This window comes from Streptomyces sp. NPDC045778 (assembly GCF_056431945.1).
Genome location: NZ_JBWKJZ010000024.1, coordinates 127,397 through 143,019, shown reverse-complemented (window position 1 = coordinate 143,019; position 15,623 = coordinate 127,397). Strand labels below are relative to the sequence as shown.

Sequence of the window (15,623 nt, the reverse complement as noted above, 5' to 3'; positions counted from 1 at the left end):
CGCCTCAGTGCAGCTGGCCGGGCGCATAGCCGCCAGCGGGCTGCTGGACCATGACGTTGCCCCGGTTGAAGGCGTTGATGAGCGCGATGGCGCACACCAGGGCCGCGAGCTGGTCCTCGTCGTAGTGCTTGGCGGCGTTCGCCCAGACCTCGTCGCTGACCCCGCCGGCCGCGTCGGCGATGCGGGTGCCCTGCTCCGCGAGTTCCAGGGCGGCCCGCTCCGCGTCGGTGAACACGGTCGCCTCGCGCCAGACCGCCACCAGGTTGAGGCGCGTCGAGGTCTCCCCGGCGTGCGCGGCGTCCTTGGCGTGCATGTCGACGCAGAACCCGCAGCCGTTGATCTGGCTGACCCGGAGCTTCACCAGCTCCTGCGTGGCGGCGGGAAGGCCCGACTCCGCGAGGGCCTTGTCCGCCGCGACGAGGTGCCGGGCGAACTTGGTCGCGACGGCGTTGGTGAAGAAGTTCAGTCGAGCGGTCATCGTGTGCTCCTGTGTCGTCGTGGCGCTTACACACCCGTGGACGAGACAGCGCGGCGACGTGTGACATCCGTGCGTGTGACGGGCGTCTCACCGGCCGGAGCGCTCGCGGGAAGGCGGACCACCACCGCCGTCGCAGGGCGTGACGCACGGCCGGCCGGGCCGCGGGCGAGGACGTGCCCCGCCCGCGGGCCGCTCACGGAGTGAGGCGTCAGAGGCGGGTGTCCTCGACGACCGGCACCCGCGTGGTGTTCACGTCCGCGGAGCGCGGGGTGACCTTGGAACTCTTCGCGGCCGGGGACGGCTTGGTGCCGCAGAAGGCGGGTTCGAGGGTGTTCGTCAGGCCCTGCGTCACCGCGCTGTTGTTGGAGGCGTTGGCGAAGACCACGACCGTGCGGTCGCCCTCGCGGGTGGAGAAGGACTGGGTCTGGAAGCCCTGGACGATGCCGCCGTGGCCGTAGACCTTGCCGCAGGACAGGGCGATCTCGCGCAGGCCGAGGCCGTAGCTGACCTTGGCCGTCGGCGTGGCCAGCACGCTCGTCATCTGCTGCCGCGACTTGTCGGAGATCAGCTCGCCGGAGTCCCCGGCGAGGAGCGCGGTCAGGAACCGGTCCATGTCGGCGGCGGAGGAGATGACGGCGCCCGCGCTGCCCACCCAGGAGCCGTTCTGCTTCGTGGAGTCGAGCAGCGGCTTGGAACGGTCGTCGTTCGTCAGGTAGCCGGTGACGTGCGCTCCGGAGATGGTCTTCTTCGGGACGACGTACGAGGTCTTCTTCAGGCCCAGCGGCTTGATGATCTCCCTGCGCAGCACGTCGGCGTACGTGTCGTGGGTGAGGCGCTCGATCGCCATGCCCAGCAGGACGTAGTTGGTGTTCGAGTACGCGTACTTGGTGCCGGGTGCGCTCTGGGGGCCGCGCTTGACCGACATCGCCACCATGTCGGCGGGCTTGTACACGGTGTTGCGGATGCGCTTCTCGAACGCGTCGGTGGTCTCCTCGCCGGTCTGCTCGAGGAGGTCGTTGGTGTGGTCGTAGATGCCCGAGCGGTGCTGCATCACCTGGCGGACGGTCATGTTCCAGTCCGCGGGCAGGGTGCCGGACGGGAGGTACGTGCGCACCGGCTTGTCCAGGTCGATGCGGCCCTGGTCGGCCAGGCGCAGCACCAGGGCGGCGGTGAACATCTTCGTGTTGCTGCCCACACGGAAGCGCCACTCGGCGTTCATGGGCGTGCCGTCGAGGTTCGCCTTGCCGACGGCCACGGTCCGGTCGGCGCCCGGGGTGTCGTGGTCCCGGATCACCGCGAACGCGCCGGGCGCGCCCGCGGCGACGGTGCGCTCGAGCGCGGTCTGTACGCCTGCCGCGTCCGGCACCGGCTGCGCGGCGGGCTCGGCGGCGGACGCCTGGGCCGTGCCCACCGCCGCGAGCATCACACCGGTCACGGCCGCCGTGGCCGTCCGTACGAACCCAGTTCTCACCATGGGAGTTCCCCCAGCCTTGCCTGCGTCTCGAAGTGGTCGGGGCCCGCAGGAGCCCACACGTGATCGAGATCGTATAGGGCGAGGGTGACGGACGGTTCCTGACGCGTCGTGAGGTCGGCGTCCGTTGGTGTGGCGTTCAGACGAGGGCCTCCTCACCCGCGAGGCGCCCAGGAGGCACCCGCCGGGTGAGGAGGCCCGTGGTGGACCGGTCAGCTTTCCTGGAGGCGCGAGCGCAGCAGCTTCTTGCCCATCTCGGCGCCCTTGCGGCTGTCTGCCTGCGCCTTGCGGAACAGCTCCGCGACCTCGGTGTCCTTGGCGCGCTCCGCGTCCTGGACGTACGCCTCGAGCCGCAGGGCGTTGCTGAGGCACGCCTCGACGTACCAGATCAGGTTGTAGTCCTTGTCCCGCGTGCCGGTGACCTCACCGGTCTCGGTGCTGCTGGTCATGCTGGACCTCCCTCGGGTCGTGTACGGGGGCTGGACTCGCAGCTGGGAGACCGTCGGGTACCCGGGGAGTCCCGGCGTACACGACCTCGCTCGGAAGTCCCGGACGGCGGGGCCGCGTGGAGGGCCGTTCACGGTGCGTCACGTGCCCGGGGAGGGGGATTCCGCCGCACCCGGCGTCGTGCCCTTGCGCGGCGCGTGATCCGTCGCCGCCTCCAGGTCGTCGAGGAGCCGGGTCGTCGCCGCCGTCAGCTCCCCGAGGGAGGCGGAACCACCGTGCTGGGGGTCGGTGAGCAGGGACCCGAGGCGGCGGCCGGCCGCGCGGGCCTCGGCCAAGGCGTCCCGGGCCCGTGCCGCGTCGGTCTCCCGCTCGGCCGCCGCCCGCAGCCGGTCCGCGTCCGCCGCGCACACCTCACCGGCCGAGCGGAACAGATCGGCGAGGGCGGCCAGGGCCGCGTCGGTGGGGACGGCGAAGGGCGGGTCGTCCCGGGCGGTCTCGGCCAGCGACCGCAGAGCCGTCGCGAGGTGGTCGGCCGCGCGGCCCCAGGGGGCGTCGCCCTGCGGGGGAGCGGGCGGTGAACGGCGCAACCGGCGACCGGGGTTGAGCCGTTCACCCTCTTCCGCGCGGCGCCGCGCCGTCCGCAGCTCGGCGACCGTCGCGCCGAGCCCCAGCGCACGCCCGTGCCACTCCTCGGCGTCCGCCGCGCCGTACCCGCGGCCGATCCCCTCGGCGGCCTCGCGCAGGAGCCGGGCACAGTCCGCGGGGACCCGCGCCCGCAACCGTCGTACGGGGTCCATGTGCACGGGAGGCAGGACGAACGCGTTCACCAGGACGCCGATGACCGCGCCAAGGAGCGTCTCCAGGAGGCGGTGCAGAATCTCCACGGGCGCGTACGAGCCGTACGTCAGGACGAACAGGGCGGCCGTCGGCGCGTACCACCCCTGGTCACCGAACCGGCCGTACGTGCCCATCAGCACGGTCACCGGCAGCGCGAGCGCCATCGCCGCCATCACGTCCCGGGTGAGGGCGGCCGCCGCGGCGGCGACCAGGGTGCCGGCCGCCACGACCACGAACTGCTGCACCGCCGAGCGCACGGACCGGTACACCGTGTGCTGCACCAGGACCACCGCGGTCCACGGCGCGAGCAGCGCCATCGGCGCGTCCCACCACCAGCCCGCCACCGCCCAGGCCGCGATCGCGGCAACGGCGGCCTTCAGTGCCTGGACGGCCGTGGCCCGCTCCGGGCCCGGGTACCGCACGGCCGCGCGGGCGGAGCGGGCCACGCCCCGGGCCTCCGCGACGAGTGCGGCTCCCGGCGTACCTGGCATGTGCTGTTCCTCCTGGGCCGGGTGTGATGGGTGGGACGGAATGAGGTTCCCCCGGGGGAGCGGGGGCAAACGGAGCAGGCCGGGAGCGGCGCGGCCGGGCCCGCGGCGGCCGGGCCGCTGTCCGTCCGCGCGTCGACGTACCCCTCGATGCATCAATACCACCGCCGTACGTCCCCGGCGCTCCGGCGTACGGCATCCGCGCAGGTCGCCCGGTGCGCGGCAGCGGGAGCGGCGGCTGCCGGGCGAGGTGGCGGGCGCGCAGGCGGGGCGGGGACGCATCAACTCCGGCGAGGGCCCGGATCCGGTGCCACCATGCTGCGCAACGGGCGTACGCCGTCGCCCGGTTGGCCCCGCGGCCGTCGTGGCGCGCGGCCCGGAACATCAGCAGCCCGAGACCCAGAGGTAGTTCATGGAGAAGTCGCGTCGACGTCTGTCCTGCGTCGTACCCACGCCCCCGGCCCGGCCCGTCGGCGAGCAGACCGTCATCGTCGTCGTGGTGCTGGTCCTCGGCGCCGCGCTCGCGTGCGCCGGGCTGCCCGTCGTCGTGATCGCCGAAGTGCTGACGGCCGCGGGCCTGGTCGGTACCCATCTGGCCCGGCGCGCCCCACTCGCGCCGGACGCGCGGTGACAGGGGCGGCCGTGGGGCGCCCGGAGCGGCCGGTCGCCACCGCCAACCCGAGCTTGGAGAAGCTGGCGGAGTGGCTGCGCGCGCAGCGGCGCGCCGCCGGGCTCACCCACCGGGAGCTGGCGGGGCGCTGCGCCCACGCCTTCTCCGACACCACGTTCTCGCGGGCCACCACCGGCAGCCGGATCCCCCGCCTGCCGGTGGTGGAGGCGTACGCGCGGGCCTGCGGGGCCTCGGTCACGCACGCCCGGAGGCTGTGGCGCGCGGCCCGCTACGCCGAGCACCGGCAGCGGAACCCGCGCGCGGGCGTGCCGCGGCCGGACCGCGTGTACGACAGGGACGCGCTGATCCACGCCTTGCAGCAGCTCTACTACAAGGCCGGGGCGATGCCCATGGACGAGATGGAGCACCGCGCGGGGAACCACGGCGAACTGCCGCACAGCACGGTGCGGCGCATGCTGGCGGGCAAGTCCATGCTCGACCTCCCGCAGCTCTACGCGTTCCTGCGCGTGTGCGACGTGACGGGCGGCGAGTGGGAACAGTGGCGGCTCGCCTGGCAGCGCGCGTGGCGCCGCTGCGAGGTGCTGCGAGCGGCCGAGCGCCTGAACCGGACCTTGCAGGCCTCCGCCCACGGCCGCACGGGTCCGGGCGACCACGTCCGGCCCGGTGGGGCGTCGCGGCGGGCGGTGGGGGCGTCGCGTGCGTACCCGCCGGTGGCCCTCGCCATGCCGCTGTTCCAGCCGGCCTCGGCGCCCGCGACGGCCCGGTAGTCGGCGCGTTCGCTCGCGCGGTCTACGTGAGACGCCGCCGCGCGGACGCCTCGTCGGATGCGGCCGTGGTGACCCGCTTCTCGAACCAGTGGTGGGCGTACGGCTCGTCGTTGAAGGCGGCGACCTCCTGGAAGCCGTAGGCGCGGTACAGGCCGATCGCCGTCGTCAGCGCCTTGTTGGTGTCCAGGCGCAGCCGGTCGTGGCCGTGCCGGGCGGCCCGGTCCTCGAGGTCGGCGAGGAGCCGGCGGGCGAGCCCGAGGCCGCGCACCCGGGGCGCCACCCACATGCGTTTGATCTCCGCGGGCGCGTCGGCGGGCAGTTTGAGACCGGCGCAGCCCACGGGCTCGCCGTGCAGCCGCGCGACGAGGAAGACGCCGTGCGGGGGCCGGAGCCCGCCCGCGTCGGGCAGCAGGCTGCGCGCGGGGTCGAAGCCGGTCTCGAAGCTCTCCTGCATCTCGGCGAAGTACGACGTCAGGCAGGCCCTGGCGTCCGGGTGGCCGGGGTCGACGGCGTCGAGCGCGACCGTCGCGGCGGTGAGCAGCCGCTCCACCTCCGCCATCGCCGCGACGAGCCTGCCGCGCTGCGTGGAGTTGAGCGGGCCGAGCAGGGACCCGGCCAGGGCGTCGCTGTGCCGGTCGAGCAGGGCGCGCTCCGCGCGGCCCGCCGCGGTGAGCCGGACGGTGCGGACGCGCCGGTCGCGCGGGTTCGGCCGCACGGCCACGAGCCCGTCGGCCGCGAGGGCGCGCAGCAGCCGGCTCACGTACCCGGAGTCGAGGCCGAGGCGCTCCCGCAGCCGCCGTACGTCCTGCCCCTCCTCGTCCGCGCCGATCTCCCAGAGCAGCCGGGCCTCCCCGATGGGCCGGTCGCGACCGAGGTAGCGGTCGTGGAGCACGCCCACGCGCTCGGTGACGGTGCGGTTGAAGCGGCGTACTTGGGTGATCTGCGCGGCGTCGTCAGTCATTCTCTGACTTTAGTCAGGGAAGTCGCGATCCGGCGAGGGCCTGGGCCCGGTCCCGCGGCGCGTGAGAGTCTCGGCGCCATGGCGATCACGTACGAGTGGCGGGGCGGCTTCGACAACGCGGACGTCAACGCCCTGCACGCGGAGGGCTTCGGCCACCCGGTCCTCGACATCGACTGGCTCGGCCAGGTGCGGCGGCACAGCCTCGGCTGGGTCTGCGCGCGTGCCGACGGCGGTGATCTGGTGGGCTTCGTGAACGTGGCGTGGGACGGCGGCGTGCACGCGTTCGTCCTCGACACGGCCGTCGCCGCCGGGCGGCGCCGCTCCGGGGTCGGTGCCCGGCTCGTCAGCGAGGCCGCCCGGCATGCCCGCGCGGCCCGCTGCGAGTGGCTGCACGTCGACTTCGACGACGAGCTGCGGCCGTTCTACTTCGATGCCTGCGGGTTCAGGCCGACACCCGCGGGGCTCATCGCGCTCTGAGTCCCGTGCCGGGCCAGGGCCTGCACGCCGGGACCGGGGCGCGTGCCCGTTCGTCCCCGCGGGGCTGCCCTCGGGGCTCTGGGGGAGCGCGGGGCCGGAGCGCCAGAGTGGCACGGCCGGTTCACCCGCTCCGCGGGGGCGACCGGCTCAGAGCGCGGTAGAACGAGTGAGGAGATCACCATGAAGTCGTGGCGTACGCGTGTCGGTGTCGGCCTGGCCGTCGGGGTGGCGGCGGTCGCCGTGCCGCTGACCAGCACCACCGCCTTTGCCGCCGGTCCGCCCGGAGCGGGCTGGGTCCCCGTCGGCGCCGAGGCCTACCCGTCGAAGGCGGCCTGCGAGGCGGCGGAGCTGCCGTCGGCCCGGGCGAGCGGGTACAACGAGGTGTGGTGCGACGACAGCCAGCGCATCATGCCCATCTACTACCGCTGACCTCGTCCACCTGGCGCCCGGCGAGCGGCATCCCGAAGCCGCCGCCTCCGACGAGGCAGGCGACGGGCAGGAGGGGTGTGAACAATGCCCCACGCCGCGCCCGCCCCCCGGCTAGCATCGTCGCGGACGGCGCCGGGCGGCAGGTGGGGGCGGGGGATGCGGGGCGGAATGCGCTATCGGGCCGAGCGGATCGCGTTAGCCGTGATGGCCGGGGCGGGCATCGTGGTGGTGCTCGCCGATCTGCTGGGCTGGCTGGACGAGTTGGCCCCGGGGAGCACCCTCCCCAAGGTCACCCTCCTCATCCTGAGCACCGTGACGCTCTTCCTGCTCCTGGAGTTCGACCGGCTCAAGGTGCTCGACGACGTGCACGCGCAGCTGTCCAAGCTCGACATCGACGCCCTCGCGCGGGAGTTGAGGCAGCGGCACTACGCCGGTGTGGTCCGGGTGCACGAGCGGTTCCCCGACGACAGGTTCGCCACGCTCGTGGACGGCGCGACCCGCGAGGTGACCATCCTCCAGACGTGGATCCCGAACCTCGACGAGTTCGACCGAGGCCTGCGCAAGGCCGTCCTGGAGCGCCAGGTGCGGGTGCGCGTCCTGCTCCTGCACCCGTCGTCGCCGGTGGCCGGGCTGCGCAGCGAGGCCCTGCGCACCGTGCGGGACCCCGCCCGTGACGGCGACGTCAGGGCCAACATCGAGCAGTGCCTCTCCACCCTCGCCTCCCTGGTGCACGACGCGGGGGACGAGGACCGCGCCCGCCTCGAAGTGCGGGTGTACAACTCGCTGCCTTCGGTCGCCGTCTACAAAGTCGACGAGCACTACCTGGTGAGTTCGTTCCTGCACGGACGGCTCGCGATCCGCTCCACCCAGATGGAGGTCGAGGGGTGCGCCACCGTGATGGGCAGGGAGGTGCAGCGGGAGGTGGACACGCTCTGGAGCATCGGCTGTGCCGTGGATCTGAGCGACTGGCGCGGATCCGTCGGAAGAATCAACCTGTGATACGGGAAGAGAGAGCACGGCCATGGCGCGACAGGACGGGATGAACGGAACCGGCGGACCGGACGGAGCGGGGGTGGTGGGCGGCCCGGGTGTGCTCGGCGCGCCGGGAGCCGCGGGCGGCCTCGACCGCCTCGACGCCTTCGAGGACGACCTGGTCGAGCGGTTCGACCGGCACCCGGTGCTCGCGAACATCGCCTTGCTGCCGGACGACGCCTTCGCCGAGGTCCTGCTGCAACGCCGTTTCGTGTCCCTCGCGTTCACCCCGTGCTACGACCTGGCGATCGACCTCCTGAGCGACGAGGTGGGCCTGCGGATCGCCCGGGTCATCCTGCGCGAGGAGTACCCCGACAGCCACGGCCACACCCGCTCGCACCGCGAGGACATGACGGAGGACCTGCGTCAACTGGGCATCCCCCAGCGGACGATCGTCACGTCGAAGCCCTCGGCGACCACCCGGAAGGTCATCCTCGACGCCTTCGAGATGATCGCCGACGCGGGCGCCGAAGCGGACGCCGACGTGCGGATGCTTACGCTCCTGCGCTTCTGGGGCGAGATCCTGGTGTCCGTGGAGTACGGACGCCTGTGGGAGCGCATGGGCCCCCTTCTGACCCAGGGCGGCGAGAACCGCTCGCGCTTCTACTACCCGCACCACTCGCACGACGCGAAGGCCAACCCGCTCGCCCGGGTCTCCCTGCTCTCCACCACCCACGCCGACCGCCTCGGCCGCCGCCTGAGCGAACTGCTCGCCCGCGAGCCGTCGTCCGACGGATTCAAGGAGATGGAGGAGCGCTCACTCCGGCTCAAGACGGACTTCTACGACCAGTTCCTGCCCGCCCTCCAGAGGGCCGGGGGCTGACGCGGCGGCCCCCCCGTTTGCCTTTCTAGGGGCCCTAGGTTAAAACTAGGACCCCTAGGAAAGCGGGAGGACGCATGGTGCGGGCCGGGCTGACGCCGGAGTCGGTGACCAGAGCGGGCGCGGAGCTGGCGGACGAGGCCGGGTTCGACCGGGTGACGATGTCGCAGGTCGCGCGGCGGCTCGGCGTGAAGGACGCGAGCCTGTACGCGCACGTCCGCAACCTGGAGGACCTGCGCGGCCGCATCGCGCTCCTCGCGGCGGACGAGAAGACCCTCCGCATCGCGGAGGCGACCGCCGGGAGGGCAGGCAAGGACGCCCTGGTCGCGTACGCCAACGCCTGGCGGGAGTACGCCCACGCCCACCCGGGCCGCTACACGGCGACGCAGACCCCGATCCCCATCGACCCCGAACTCGCCGCCCGCGCGGCCGGACCGCGGCGCGCCGTCGAGCTGACGTACGGCATGCTGCGCGGCTACGGCCTCGCCGAGCCCGATCTGACCGACGCGGTCCGGGTGCTGCGCAGCACCTTCCACGGCTTCGTGGCCCTGGAGGCCGCGGGCGGATTCGCGCACGAGCGCTCGCCGCAGCAGACGTGGGACCGCGCCCTCGACGCCCTGCACGCCCTCCTGGAGCACTGGCCCCCGTCCCGAGAAGGAGACCCGCGATGACCGGACCGACCACCGGAAGGCTGCGCGTGACCGGCGCGACCCTGCACTACGAAGTGCGTGGCAGGGGCCCGCTTTTGCTGCTCATACCCGGTGGTTCGGGCGGCGCGGCCGCCTTCGACGGCGTCGCGGACGACCTGGCCGCCGACCACACCGTCGCCACGTACGATCCGCGCGGCATGTCCCGCAGCACGCTGGACGACCCCGAGGCCGAGCAGCACGTGGCCGAGCACGCCGACGACGCCTACCGACTCCTTGAACTGCTTTCGCCCGCCGAGCCTGCCCGGGTTTTCGGCACCAGCTCCGGTGCGATCGCGGCCGTGCACCTGCTCAGCACCCACCCCGACCGCGTCGAGCGCCTCGTGGCGCACGAGCCGCCGCTGGTGGAGGTCCTGCCCGACGCGGCCGAACACCGGGCGCTCATCGCGCGCGTACAGGAGACGTTCCACGCCGAGGGGCTCGTGGCGGCCATGGGCGTGTTCGCCGCCGGGCTCACGAAGAGCGCGAAGGGTGTGGAGGGTGCGAAGGGTGCCACCGGCGAGCCGGAGGCCGCCCTCCGGGCCACGGCCACCCCCGTGCCGCCTGCCGCGCTCCCGCTGCCGCCCCAAGCCGCGGCGCGGGCCGAGCGGACCATGGCCGACCTGCCGTACTTCGTCACGCGCATCGTGCCCCCGTTCATGTCCCACACCCCGGACATCGACCGGCTGCGGGCCGTGTCGGACCGCCTCGTACTCGCCGGCGGCCAGGACTCCCGCGGCGAGCTGCCCTACCGCCCGGCCGCCCACCTGGCCGAGCGCCTCGGCACGGAACTGCTGCACTTCCCCGGCGGGCACACCGGCCTGACCACGCACCCCGGCGCGTTCGGCGAGGCCCTCCGGAAGGCGTTGCGCGCCTAGACCGGGCTTGCGAACGCGGCGTCGCGGGCGTGCTGTTGGGCGAGGCGCTCCTGCGCGGCGGTCCAGGCCGCGCCGTCGCGCAGGGCGGCGAACTCGCCCGTCAGTGTCGTAGCGGACGTGGTGCGGGTGTCGGTGCTGATGGTGACGGCGAGGCCGTCGGCGAGGAGGCGGGTCGCGGGATGCTCGGCGAGACCGGCCACGGCCCCGGTCTGGACGTTGCTGGTGGGGCACATCTCCAGGGCGAGCCGGTCGCGGCGGAGCCGGTCCAGGAGCGCCCCGTCGCCCACGCACCGTACGCCGTGGCCGATGCGGCGCGCCCCGAGCACGTCGATCGCCTCCCACACGCTCCGCGGGCCCGCGGCCTCACCGGCGTGGACCGTGCACGGAAGGCCCGCCCGGTGGGCCAGGTCGAAGGCCTCGCGGTGGGGGCGCGCCCCGTGGAGCCGCTCGTCGCCCGCGAGGTCGAGGCCGGCGACCTCGTCGCGGTGGCGCACGGCGGCATCGGCGACGGCGAGACTCTCGTCGGGGCTCTGGTGCCGCAGGCAGCACAGCAGCAGACCGGTGCGTACGCCGGTCGCGGCACGGCCCTCCGCCAGGCCTTCCGCGACGGCGCGTACGGCGTCGTCCACGGTCATGCCCCGCCCGCCGTGCAGCTGCGGCGCGAAGCGGACCTCGCCGTAGACGACGTGGTCCGCGTGCCAGTCCTCGACCAGTTCACGGGCGGCGCGCCGCAGCGCCTCGGGCTCCTGGAGCACGGACAGGGGTACGTCGATGTAGCCGAGGAACCGCGTCAGGCTGCCGCAGCGCGCGGGCGCGGTCACCAACTCCCGCACAGGACCGTCCAGTTGGATGCCCTGCGCGCGGGCCAGGTCCGCCACCGTGGCCGGCCGGACCGAGCCGTCGAGGTGACAGTGCAGTTCGTGGCGCGGGGTGGGAGGGGTCTCGGGAGGCATCAGGTGCCCCAGCGTACGGTGCGGCGCGGCCGCGTGTGGAGCCGGCCACGGCCTCGGCCAGGCGACCAGGTCGGCGGGACGTGCCGGCCGCCGAATTCCGGTTGACGCGCGCGGTCCCCGGGCGTTCGGATGTCCTGCGCGTTGGCGCACCTCGCGCGCGTCGTTCGCACACCTCGCGCGCGTGGAGGAACCCCGCTGCGGAAAGGCATCCATGAGTTCTGGCACCCTGCACGCCGACGAGCCGCGCGTCGACGCGGCCCTCGTACGACGGCTGATCGCCGGGCGGTTCCCGCAGTGGGCGGGGCTGCCCGTGGAGGCGGTCGCGTCGGGCGGCACGTCGAACATCATGTACCGGCTCGGCGAGGACATGGTGGTGAGGCTGCCGCGCCGGCCGGGGTCCGCCGGCGAGGGCGCCACGGAGGACGTGTGGCTGCCGCGGCTCGCCCCGTCGCTGCCCGTCCCCGTGCCCGAGCGGCTGGGGGAGGGGGCACCGGCCGAGGGCTACCCCTGGCGCTGGTCCGTCTACCGCTGGATCGAGGGCGAGAACCCGGTCGCCGGGCGGATCGCCGAACCGGCCGCGCTCGCCGCCGCGCTCGCGGAGTTCGTCGCGGCCCTGCACGGCGTCGACCCGGCGGGCGGTCCGCCCTCGTACCGCGGGGGTTCGCTGAAGGACCGGGACGCGGAGACCCGCGACGCGCTCGCCGCCCTGCGCGGCGTCATCGACACGGACGCGGCGGCCGCCGCGTGGGAGACGGCCCTGCGCGCCCCTGAGCGGGCCGATCCGCCGGTGTGGATCCACGCGGACCTGCAACCAGGGAACCTACTGATCAGCCAGGGCCGGCTGAGCGCCGTCATCGACTTCGAGTGCCTGGGCCTCGGCGACCCCGCGGTCGACCTCATCGTGGCCTGGTACGTGCTTCCCGCCGGTGTACGCGACGCCTTCCGGGCCGCGCTGCCGCTGGACGACGCCGCCTGGGCGCGGGGTCGCGGCTGGGCCCTGTCGATCGCCCTGATGGAACTGAGCTACTACCGGGGCAGGAACGACAGGATGGCGACGACGGCCCGCCACGTCATCGCCGAGGTCCTCGCGGACGCGGCGCGCACCGCCTGAGGCCGAGGCGCGTCACGCCCGGTCCGCCAGCAGGTCGTCCAGTTCGGCCGCGAAGAACAGGGCGGGGTCGAAGTCCATGCCCGTGAAGTGCCCGGCGAGTTCGAGTGACAGGACGCCGTGCACCCGGGACCAGAAGGACAGGGCGCGGTGGAGGACCGCGGGTGGGGCGGGGTGGTCCCCCGCCCAGTCCCGGTGGCTCTCCAGGTGGGTGTGGAACGACGCCGCGGCGCCGTCCGGGCCGGCCGCGAGCGCCGCGCCGTCGTCGAGCGGGGTGGCGCCGGCGTCGAGCAGGGTCGCCATGATCTCGGAGGCGATGCCGGTGACGTCCTCGGGCGCGTGGTAGCCGGGGACGGGCGTGCCGTAGATGAGGAAGTACCGCTGCGGGTCCGCGAGGGCCCACTCGCGGAGGGTGTGCGCGAGCTCCGCGAGGCCGGCACCGCCGGCGGCGGCCGCGCGGACGGCGTCGGCGAGGCTCCGGTACGCGTCCCGGATCAGCTCCGTGATCAGCTCGTCGCGGCTGGCGAAGTAGCGGTAGAGCGCGGGGCCGCTCATGCCCATCTGCTTGGCGATCGCGTTGAGGGAGAGCGCGGAGGCTCCCGCTGTGGCGATCTGCTGCCAGGCGTGCTCCTTGACCTCCGCGCGCACTTGGGCGCGGTAGCGCTCCCTAGGGGTCGTCGCGCCCGTTGCCGCCATGGCCTGCCGCCTTCCGTCCATGTCTCCGTGGCTACATCTTCGAGGTTTGGTTAGAAGCTATCACGCAATCTATTGACCTCTCACCGTGCTCGCGTTACAACTTCTAACGAACGCGTTTGCCTATCGCGCCGTGAAGGGCGCGCGGCGTGGCCGTACGCCCCGCACGTGCTCCATCGGGCGCTCCACGGATGAGGGGAATCCCATGACCACCACAGTCGGCGCACGCCGCGACGCTCAGGCGTCCGCCCGCCCGCGCACCCGCCCGGCCCGGCGCGTCCCCCGCTCGGTGACCGTCTCCACCTGGGCGGTGCCGGTCATGATCGTGGCTCAGTTCGCACTGATCTCGGGCGTCCCGATCGCGATCGCGCTGGCCGGCGTGGTGCGCCGCGTCCGCCAACCGGCGGCGCGCCGGGCCGCCGCCGCGCTCGCCGTCGCCTACGTCGTCCCGCTCGTCATCTGGCTGACCCGCCCCGACGGCGCGGAGAGCTTGTCCAAGGACATCCACCCCGTCTTCGCCGCCCTGATCATCGCGGCCTCCGCCGCTCTCATCGCCACGCTGCGCCGGACGCGGCCTCGCGGCTGAGCCCGGTTCCGTGGGCGGGGGCGGCTCGCGGGCCACCCCCGCGGTCCGGCTGCCATAGGAGTTCCCTATAGCACCTGCTGACATTTCGTCTTTGCCCGTCCTTCGTTTCCGTACGTACCGTGAAGCAGCTCGACGAGGTGCTCACTTCGCATTTCTCGCAGAATTCCTCTGCCGTCGAGCGGAAGCCTTGACCAATGGCATGGAGAGGATCGGCGACATGACCACAACGGAGAGCGGACCGGACACGGGAACACGGGAATTCACGGGAAAGCGCGCCCTGGTCACAGGTGGCTCGCGCGGCATCGGGGCGGCGGTCGTGCGTCAGCTCCTGGACGCGGGCGCCGAGGTCCTCACGACAGCCAGGTCGGCCTCGGGCACGGTGCCCGACGGGGCCTCCTTCGTGACGGCCGACGTGCGGACACGGGCCGGCGCCGAGGCGCTCGCCGCGGCCGCGCGGGAGGTGCTCGGCGGAGTGGACGTCCTGGTCCACAACGTGGGCGGGGGAGGGCCGCACAAGGGCGCCCTCGCCATCCCCGACGAGGAGTGGCAGGACGCGCTTGACCTGAACTTCCTGGCCTCGGTACGCCTGGACGCACTGCTCGCGCCGGAGATGCGGGAGCGGCGCTCAGGGGCGATCGTGCACGTCTCGTCGGCCGCGGTCCCGACCGTCGCCCCGCCGTTCCTGCACTACACGGCGGCGAAGGCGGCCCTGGAGAACTACAGCCGAGGACTGGCCCTCGAACTGGCCCCGTTCGGCGTCCGGGTCAACACCGTGTCGCCCGGCCGCACCGCCACCCCCGGCGGCGAGCGGACGCGGGAGCAGTGGTCGCGCCTGAGCGAGGGGCCGGGCCAGGACACCACCACCCCGCCGCTGGGGCGTGACGGCCGGCCCGAAGACATCGCCGACGCGGTGCTTTTCCTCCTCTCCGGCCGAGCGAATTGGCTCACCGGGAGCAGCCTCGTCGTGGACGGTGGTGAATTCCCCAGGGGGTAGTGCCGGCGGAATCCAGGAATTCGACAATTCCAAGAAAAAGACATCGAAAGGTCGCACGGAATGGAATTGCAAGGCAAGACCGCCCTGGTCACCGGCGGTACTTCCGGCATCGGCCTGGCAGCCGCCCGGCTGCTGGCCCGAGCCGGGGCCGACGTGGTCGTCAGCGGCCGGGACGTCCGGCGCGGCGAGGAGGCGGTGCGGGCCGCGCGGGAGGACGGCGTGGTCCGGTTCGTCCCGGCCGACGTGGCCGACCTGGAGTCGGTCGCCGCACTGGGCCGCCGGAGCGGCCCGGTCGACATCCTCGTCAACAACGCGGGCGCGTTCCCCACGGCGCTCACCGTCGAACAGAGCGTGGAGGGCTACGCGCGCACCTTCGACACGAACGTGCGCGGCGCCTACTTCCTGGTCGCCGCGCTCGTGCCGCACATGCTGGAGCAGGGCGGCGGCAGCATCGTCAACGTCACCTCGCTCGCGGCGTCCAAGGGCTTCGCGGGCGCCTCGGCCTACAGCGCGTCCAAGGCCGCCCTCGCCTCGCTGACCCGCACCTGGGCGGCGGAGTTCGCCGAGGGGGGCGTACGGGTCAACAGCGTGGCCCCCGGTCCGACCCGTACCGAAGGCGTCATCGCCGCGTGGGGAGAGGAGGGCAACGAGGGCGTGGCCAAAGGCCTGGGGCTCCAACGGACCGCTGTGGCAGAGGAGATCGCCGAGGCGATCTGCTTCCTCGCTTCTCCTCGCGCGAGCTACGTCACCGGTACGACGTTCCACGTGGACGCGGGGGGCGCCGTCTTCTGAGGGAGCGGCGGCCCGACGGGCCGCGCTCGGTGTGGAGGGAGGCGGTGCGGGGCGCCCGTGCCTGGCAGCGTGCGTCCGACGCTGCCGGCGCCCGG

General features: G+C 73.6%; 19 protein-coding genes. 12 read left to right on the top strand and 7 right to left on the bottom strand.

The genetic code is table 11. The annotated features are described in order from the left end of the window. Window positions 1-4 precede the first annotated feature (4 nt). The 4 genes from AC07GB_RS27780 to AC07GB_RS27765 form a co-directional block, all read right to left on the bottom strand. On the bottom strand, window positions 5-478 hold the full coding sequence (locus tag AC07GB_RS27780) for a carboxymuconolactone decarboxylase family protein (protein ID WP_478850048.1): 474 nt from the start codon (window positions 476-478) through the stop codon (window positions 5-7). Window positions 479-686: 208 nt separating this feature from the next. Then, window positions 687-1,952: a serine hydrolase domain-containing protein gene (locus AC07GB_RS27775; protein WP_478850046.1), complete on the bottom strand. Its 1,266-nt coding sequence runs from the start codon at window positions 1,950-1,952 to the stop codon at window positions 687-689. Window positions 1,953-2,161: 209 nt separating this feature from the next. Further along, window positions 2,162-2,398: a hypothetical protein gene (locus AC07GB_RS27770; RefSeq protein WP_478850044.1), complete on the bottom strand. Its 237-nt coding sequence runs from the start codon at window positions 2,396-2,398 to the stop codon at window positions 2,162-2,164. Window positions 2,399-2,536: 138 nt separating this feature from the next. After that, window positions 2,537-3,724 carry an FUSC family protein gene (locus tag AC07GB_RS27765; protein ID WP_478850042.1) on the bottom strand — a complete coding sequence of 396 codons (1,188 nt, stop codon included), beginning with the start codon at window positions 3,722-3,724 and terminating at the stop codon, window positions 2,537-2,539. A gap of 409 nt (window positions 3,725-4,133) precedes the next feature. On the opposite strand from AC07GB_RS27765, the gene AC07GB_RS27760 reads away from it, so the two are divergent. Beyond that, window positions 4,134-4,352, top strand: a complete 219-nt coding sequence (locus AC07GB_RS27760; RefSeq protein ID WP_478850040.1) for a hypothetical protein — start codon at window positions 4,134-4,136, stop codon at window positions 4,350-4,352. An 11-nt stretch (window positions 4,353-4,363) separates the two neighbouring features. Then, a complete protein-coding gene (locus tag AC07GB_RS27755) occupies window positions 4,364-5,119 on the top strand; it encodes a helix-turn-helix domain-containing protein (RefSeq protein WP_478850038.1) in 756 nt (251 codons plus the stop codon). A 22-nt stretch (window positions 5,120-5,141) separates the two neighbouring features. Here AC07GB_RS27755 and AC07GB_RS27750 read toward each other — a convergent pair whose 3' ends face one another. Next, window positions 5,142-6,080: a bifunctional helix-turn-helix transcriptional regulator/GNAT family N-acetyltransferase gene (locus AC07GB_RS27750; RefSeq protein WP_478850036.1), complete on the bottom strand. Its 939-nt coding sequence runs from the start codon at window positions 6,078-6,080 to the stop codon at window positions 5,142-5,144. Between the two features lie 78 nt (window positions 6,081-6,158). Here AC07GB_RS27750 and AC07GB_RS27745 point away from each other — a divergent pair, with 78 nt between their 5' ends. The 6 genes from AC07GB_RS27745 to AC07GB_RS27720 all read left to right on the top strand — a co-directional run bounded on the left by AC07GB_RS27745 (window position 6,159) and on the right by AC07GB_RS27720 (window position 10,402). Further along, on the top strand, window positions 6,159-6,557 hold the full coding sequence (locus tag AC07GB_RS27745; protein ID WP_478850034.1) for a GNAT family N-acetyltransferase: 399 nt from the start codon (window positions 6,159-6,161) through the stop codon (window positions 6,555-6,557). 180 nt (window positions 6,558-6,737) lie between these two features. Next, window positions 6,738-6,986, top strand: coding sequence for a hypothetical protein (locus AC07GB_RS27740; RefSeq protein WP_478850032.1), 249 nt, complete (start codon window positions 6,738-6,740; stop codon window positions 6,984-6,986). A gap of 168 nt (window positions 6,987-7,154) precedes the next feature. Next, entirely contained in the window at window positions 7,155-7,985 is an 831-nt protein-coding gene (locus AC07GB_RS27735; RefSeq protein WP_478850030.1) for a hypothetical protein, read from the top strand. Window positions 7,986-8,007: 22 nt separating this feature from the next. Then, on the top strand, window positions 8,008-8,841 hold the full coding sequence (locus tag AC07GB_RS27730; RefSeq protein ID WP_478850028.1) for a hypothetical protein: 834 nt from the start codon (window positions 8,008-8,010) through the stop codon (window positions 8,839-8,841). 74 nt (window positions 8,842-8,915) lie between these two features. Continuing rightward, window positions 8,916-9,509, top strand: coding sequence for a TetR/AcrR family transcriptional regulator (locus tag AC07GB_RS27725; RefSeq protein ID WP_478850026.1), 594 nt, complete (start codon window positions 8,916-8,918; stop codon window positions 9,507-9,509). Beyond that, window positions 9,506-10,402 carry an alpha/beta fold hydrolase gene (locus AC07GB_RS27720; RefSeq protein WP_478850024.1) on the top strand — a complete coding sequence of 299 codons (897 nt, stop codon included), beginning with the start codon at window positions 9,506-9,508 and terminating at the stop codon, window positions 10,400-10,402. Before AC07GB_RS27725 ends, AC07GB_RS27720 begins: the two co-directional genes overlap by 4 nt. Here AC07GB_RS27720 and add read toward each other — a convergent pair. Continuing rightward, window positions 10,399-11,355 (bottom strand): adenosine deaminase, encoded by a 957-nt coding sequence (add, locus tag AC07GB_RS27715; RefSeq protein ID WP_478850022.1) that lies wholly within the window; start codon window positions 11,353-11,355, stop codon window positions 10,399-10,401. The two genes, AC07GB_RS27720 and add, sit on opposite strands and share 4 nt — an antisense overlap. A 211-nt stretch (window positions 11,356-11,566) precedes the next feature. Between add and AC07GB_RS27710 the strand changes: the two genes are divergently transcribed. Then, a complete protein-coding gene (locus AC07GB_RS27710) occupies window positions 11,567-12,466 on the top strand; it encodes an aminoglycoside phosphotransferase family protein (RefSeq protein WP_478850020.1) in 900 nt (299 codons plus the stop codon). 12 nt (window positions 12,467-12,478) lie between these two features. On the opposite strand, the gene AC07GB_RS27705 is transcribed toward AC07GB_RS27710, so the two are convergent. Then, entirely contained in the window at window positions 12,479-13,180 is a 702-nt protein-coding gene (locus AC07GB_RS27705; RefSeq protein WP_478850018.1) for a TetR/AcrR family transcriptional regulator, read from the bottom strand. Between the two features lie 181 nt (window positions 13,181-13,361). On the opposite strand from AC07GB_RS27705, the gene AC07GB_RS27700 reads away from it, so the two are divergent. The 3 genes from AC07GB_RS27700 (at window position 13,362) to AC07GB_RS27690 (ending at window position 15,528) form a co-directional block, all read left to right on the top strand. Beyond that, the gene (locus AC07GB_RS27700) at window positions 13,362-13,742 is read left to right on the top strand and encodes a hypothetical protein (RefSeq protein WP_478850016.1); all 381 of its coding nucleotides are present in this window, start codon (window positions 13,362-13,364) and stop codon (window positions 13,740-13,742) included. Window positions 13,743-13,959: 217 nt separating this feature from the next. Further along, window positions 13,960-14,736 (top strand): oxidoreductase, encoded by a 777-nt coding sequence (locus AC07GB_RS27695; RefSeq protein ID WP_478850014.1) that lies wholly within the window; start codon window positions 13,960-13,962, stop codon window positions 14,734-14,736. Between the two features lie 60 nt (window positions 14,737-14,796). Then, window positions 14,797-15,528, top strand: a complete 732-nt coding sequence (locus AC07GB_RS27690; RefSeq protein WP_478850012.1) for an SDR family NAD(P)-dependent oxidoreductase — start codon at window positions 14,797-14,799, stop codon at window positions 15,526-15,528. The last annotated feature ends 95 nt before the right edge of the window (window positions 15,529-15,623 follow it).

Excerpts from the sequence above, each read along its gene's own strand:
- AC07GB_RS27780 (WP_478850048.1), bottom strand. The coding sequence starts at position 478 with ATGACCGCTCGACTGAACTTCTTCACCAACGCCGTCGCGACCAAGTTC.
- AC07GB_RS27775 (WP_478850046.1), bottom strand. The coding sequence starts at position 1,952 with ATGGTGAGAACTGGGTTCGTACGGACGGCCACGGCGGCCGTGACCGGT.
- AC07GB_RS27770 (WP_478850044.1), bottom strand. The coding sequence starts at position 2,398 with ATGACCAGCAGCACCGAGACCGGTGAGGTCACCGGCACGCGGGACAAG.
- AC07GB_RS27765 (WP_478850042.1), bottom strand. The coding sequence starts at position 3,724 with ATGCCAGGTACGCCGGGAGCCGCACTCGTCGCGGAGGCCCGGGGCGTG.
- AC07GB_RS27760 (WP_478850040.1), top strand. The coding sequence starts at position 4,134 with ATGGAGAAGTCGCGTCGACGTCTGTCCTGCGTCGTACCCACGCCCCCG.
- AC07GB_RS27750 (WP_478850036.1), bottom strand. The coding sequence starts at position 6,080 with ATGACTGACGACGCCGCGCAGATCACCCAAGTACGCCGCTTCAACCGC.
- AC07GB_RS27745 (WP_478850034.1), top strand. The coding sequence starts at position 6,159 with ATGGCGATCACGTACGAGTGGCGGGGCGGCTTCGACAACGCGGACGTC.
- AC07GB_RS27740 (WP_478850032.1), top strand. The coding sequence starts at position 6,738 with ATGAAGTCGTGGCGTACGCGTGTCGGTGTCGGCCTGGCCGTCGGGGTG.
- AC07GB_RS27735 (WP_478850030.1), top strand. The coding sequence starts at position 7,155 with ATGCGCTATCGGGCCGAGCGGATCGCGTTAGCCGTGATGGCCGGGGCG.
- AC07GB_RS27730 (WP_478850028.1), top strand. The coding sequence starts at position 8,008 with ATGGCGCGACAGGACGGGATGAACGGAACCGGCGGACCGGACGGAGCG.
- AC07GB_RS27725 (WP_478850026.1), top strand. The coding sequence starts at position 8,916 with ATGGTGCGGGCCGGGCTGACGCCGGAGTCGGTGACCAGAGCGGGCGCG.
- AC07GB_RS27720 (WP_478850024.1), top strand. The coding sequence starts at position 9,506 with ATGACCGGACCGACCACCGGAAGGCTGCGCGTGACCGGCGCGACCCTG.
- add (WP_478850022.1), bottom strand. The coding sequence starts at position 11,355 with ATGCCTCCCGAGACCCCTCCCACCCCGCGCCACGAACTGCACTGTCAC.
- AC07GB_RS27710 (WP_478850020.1), top strand. The coding sequence starts at position 11,567 with ATGAGTTCTGGCACCCTGCACGCCGACGAGCCGCGCGTCGACGCGGCC.
- AC07GB_RS27705 (WP_478850018.1), bottom strand. The coding sequence starts at position 13,180 with ATGGACGGAAGGCGGCAGGCCATGGCGGCAACGGGCGCGACGACCCCT.
- AC07GB_RS27700 (WP_478850016.1), top strand. The coding sequence starts at position 13,362 with ATGACCACCACAGTCGGCGCACGCCGCGACGCTCAGGCGTCCGCCCGC.
- AC07GB_RS27695 (WP_478850014.1), top strand. The coding sequence starts at position 13,960 with ATGACCACAACGGAGAGCGGACCGGACACGGGAACACGGGAATTCACG.
- AC07GB_RS27690 (WP_478850012.1), top strand. The coding sequence starts at position 14,797 with ATGGAATTGCAAGGCAAGACCGCCCTGGTCACCGGCGGTACTTCCGGC.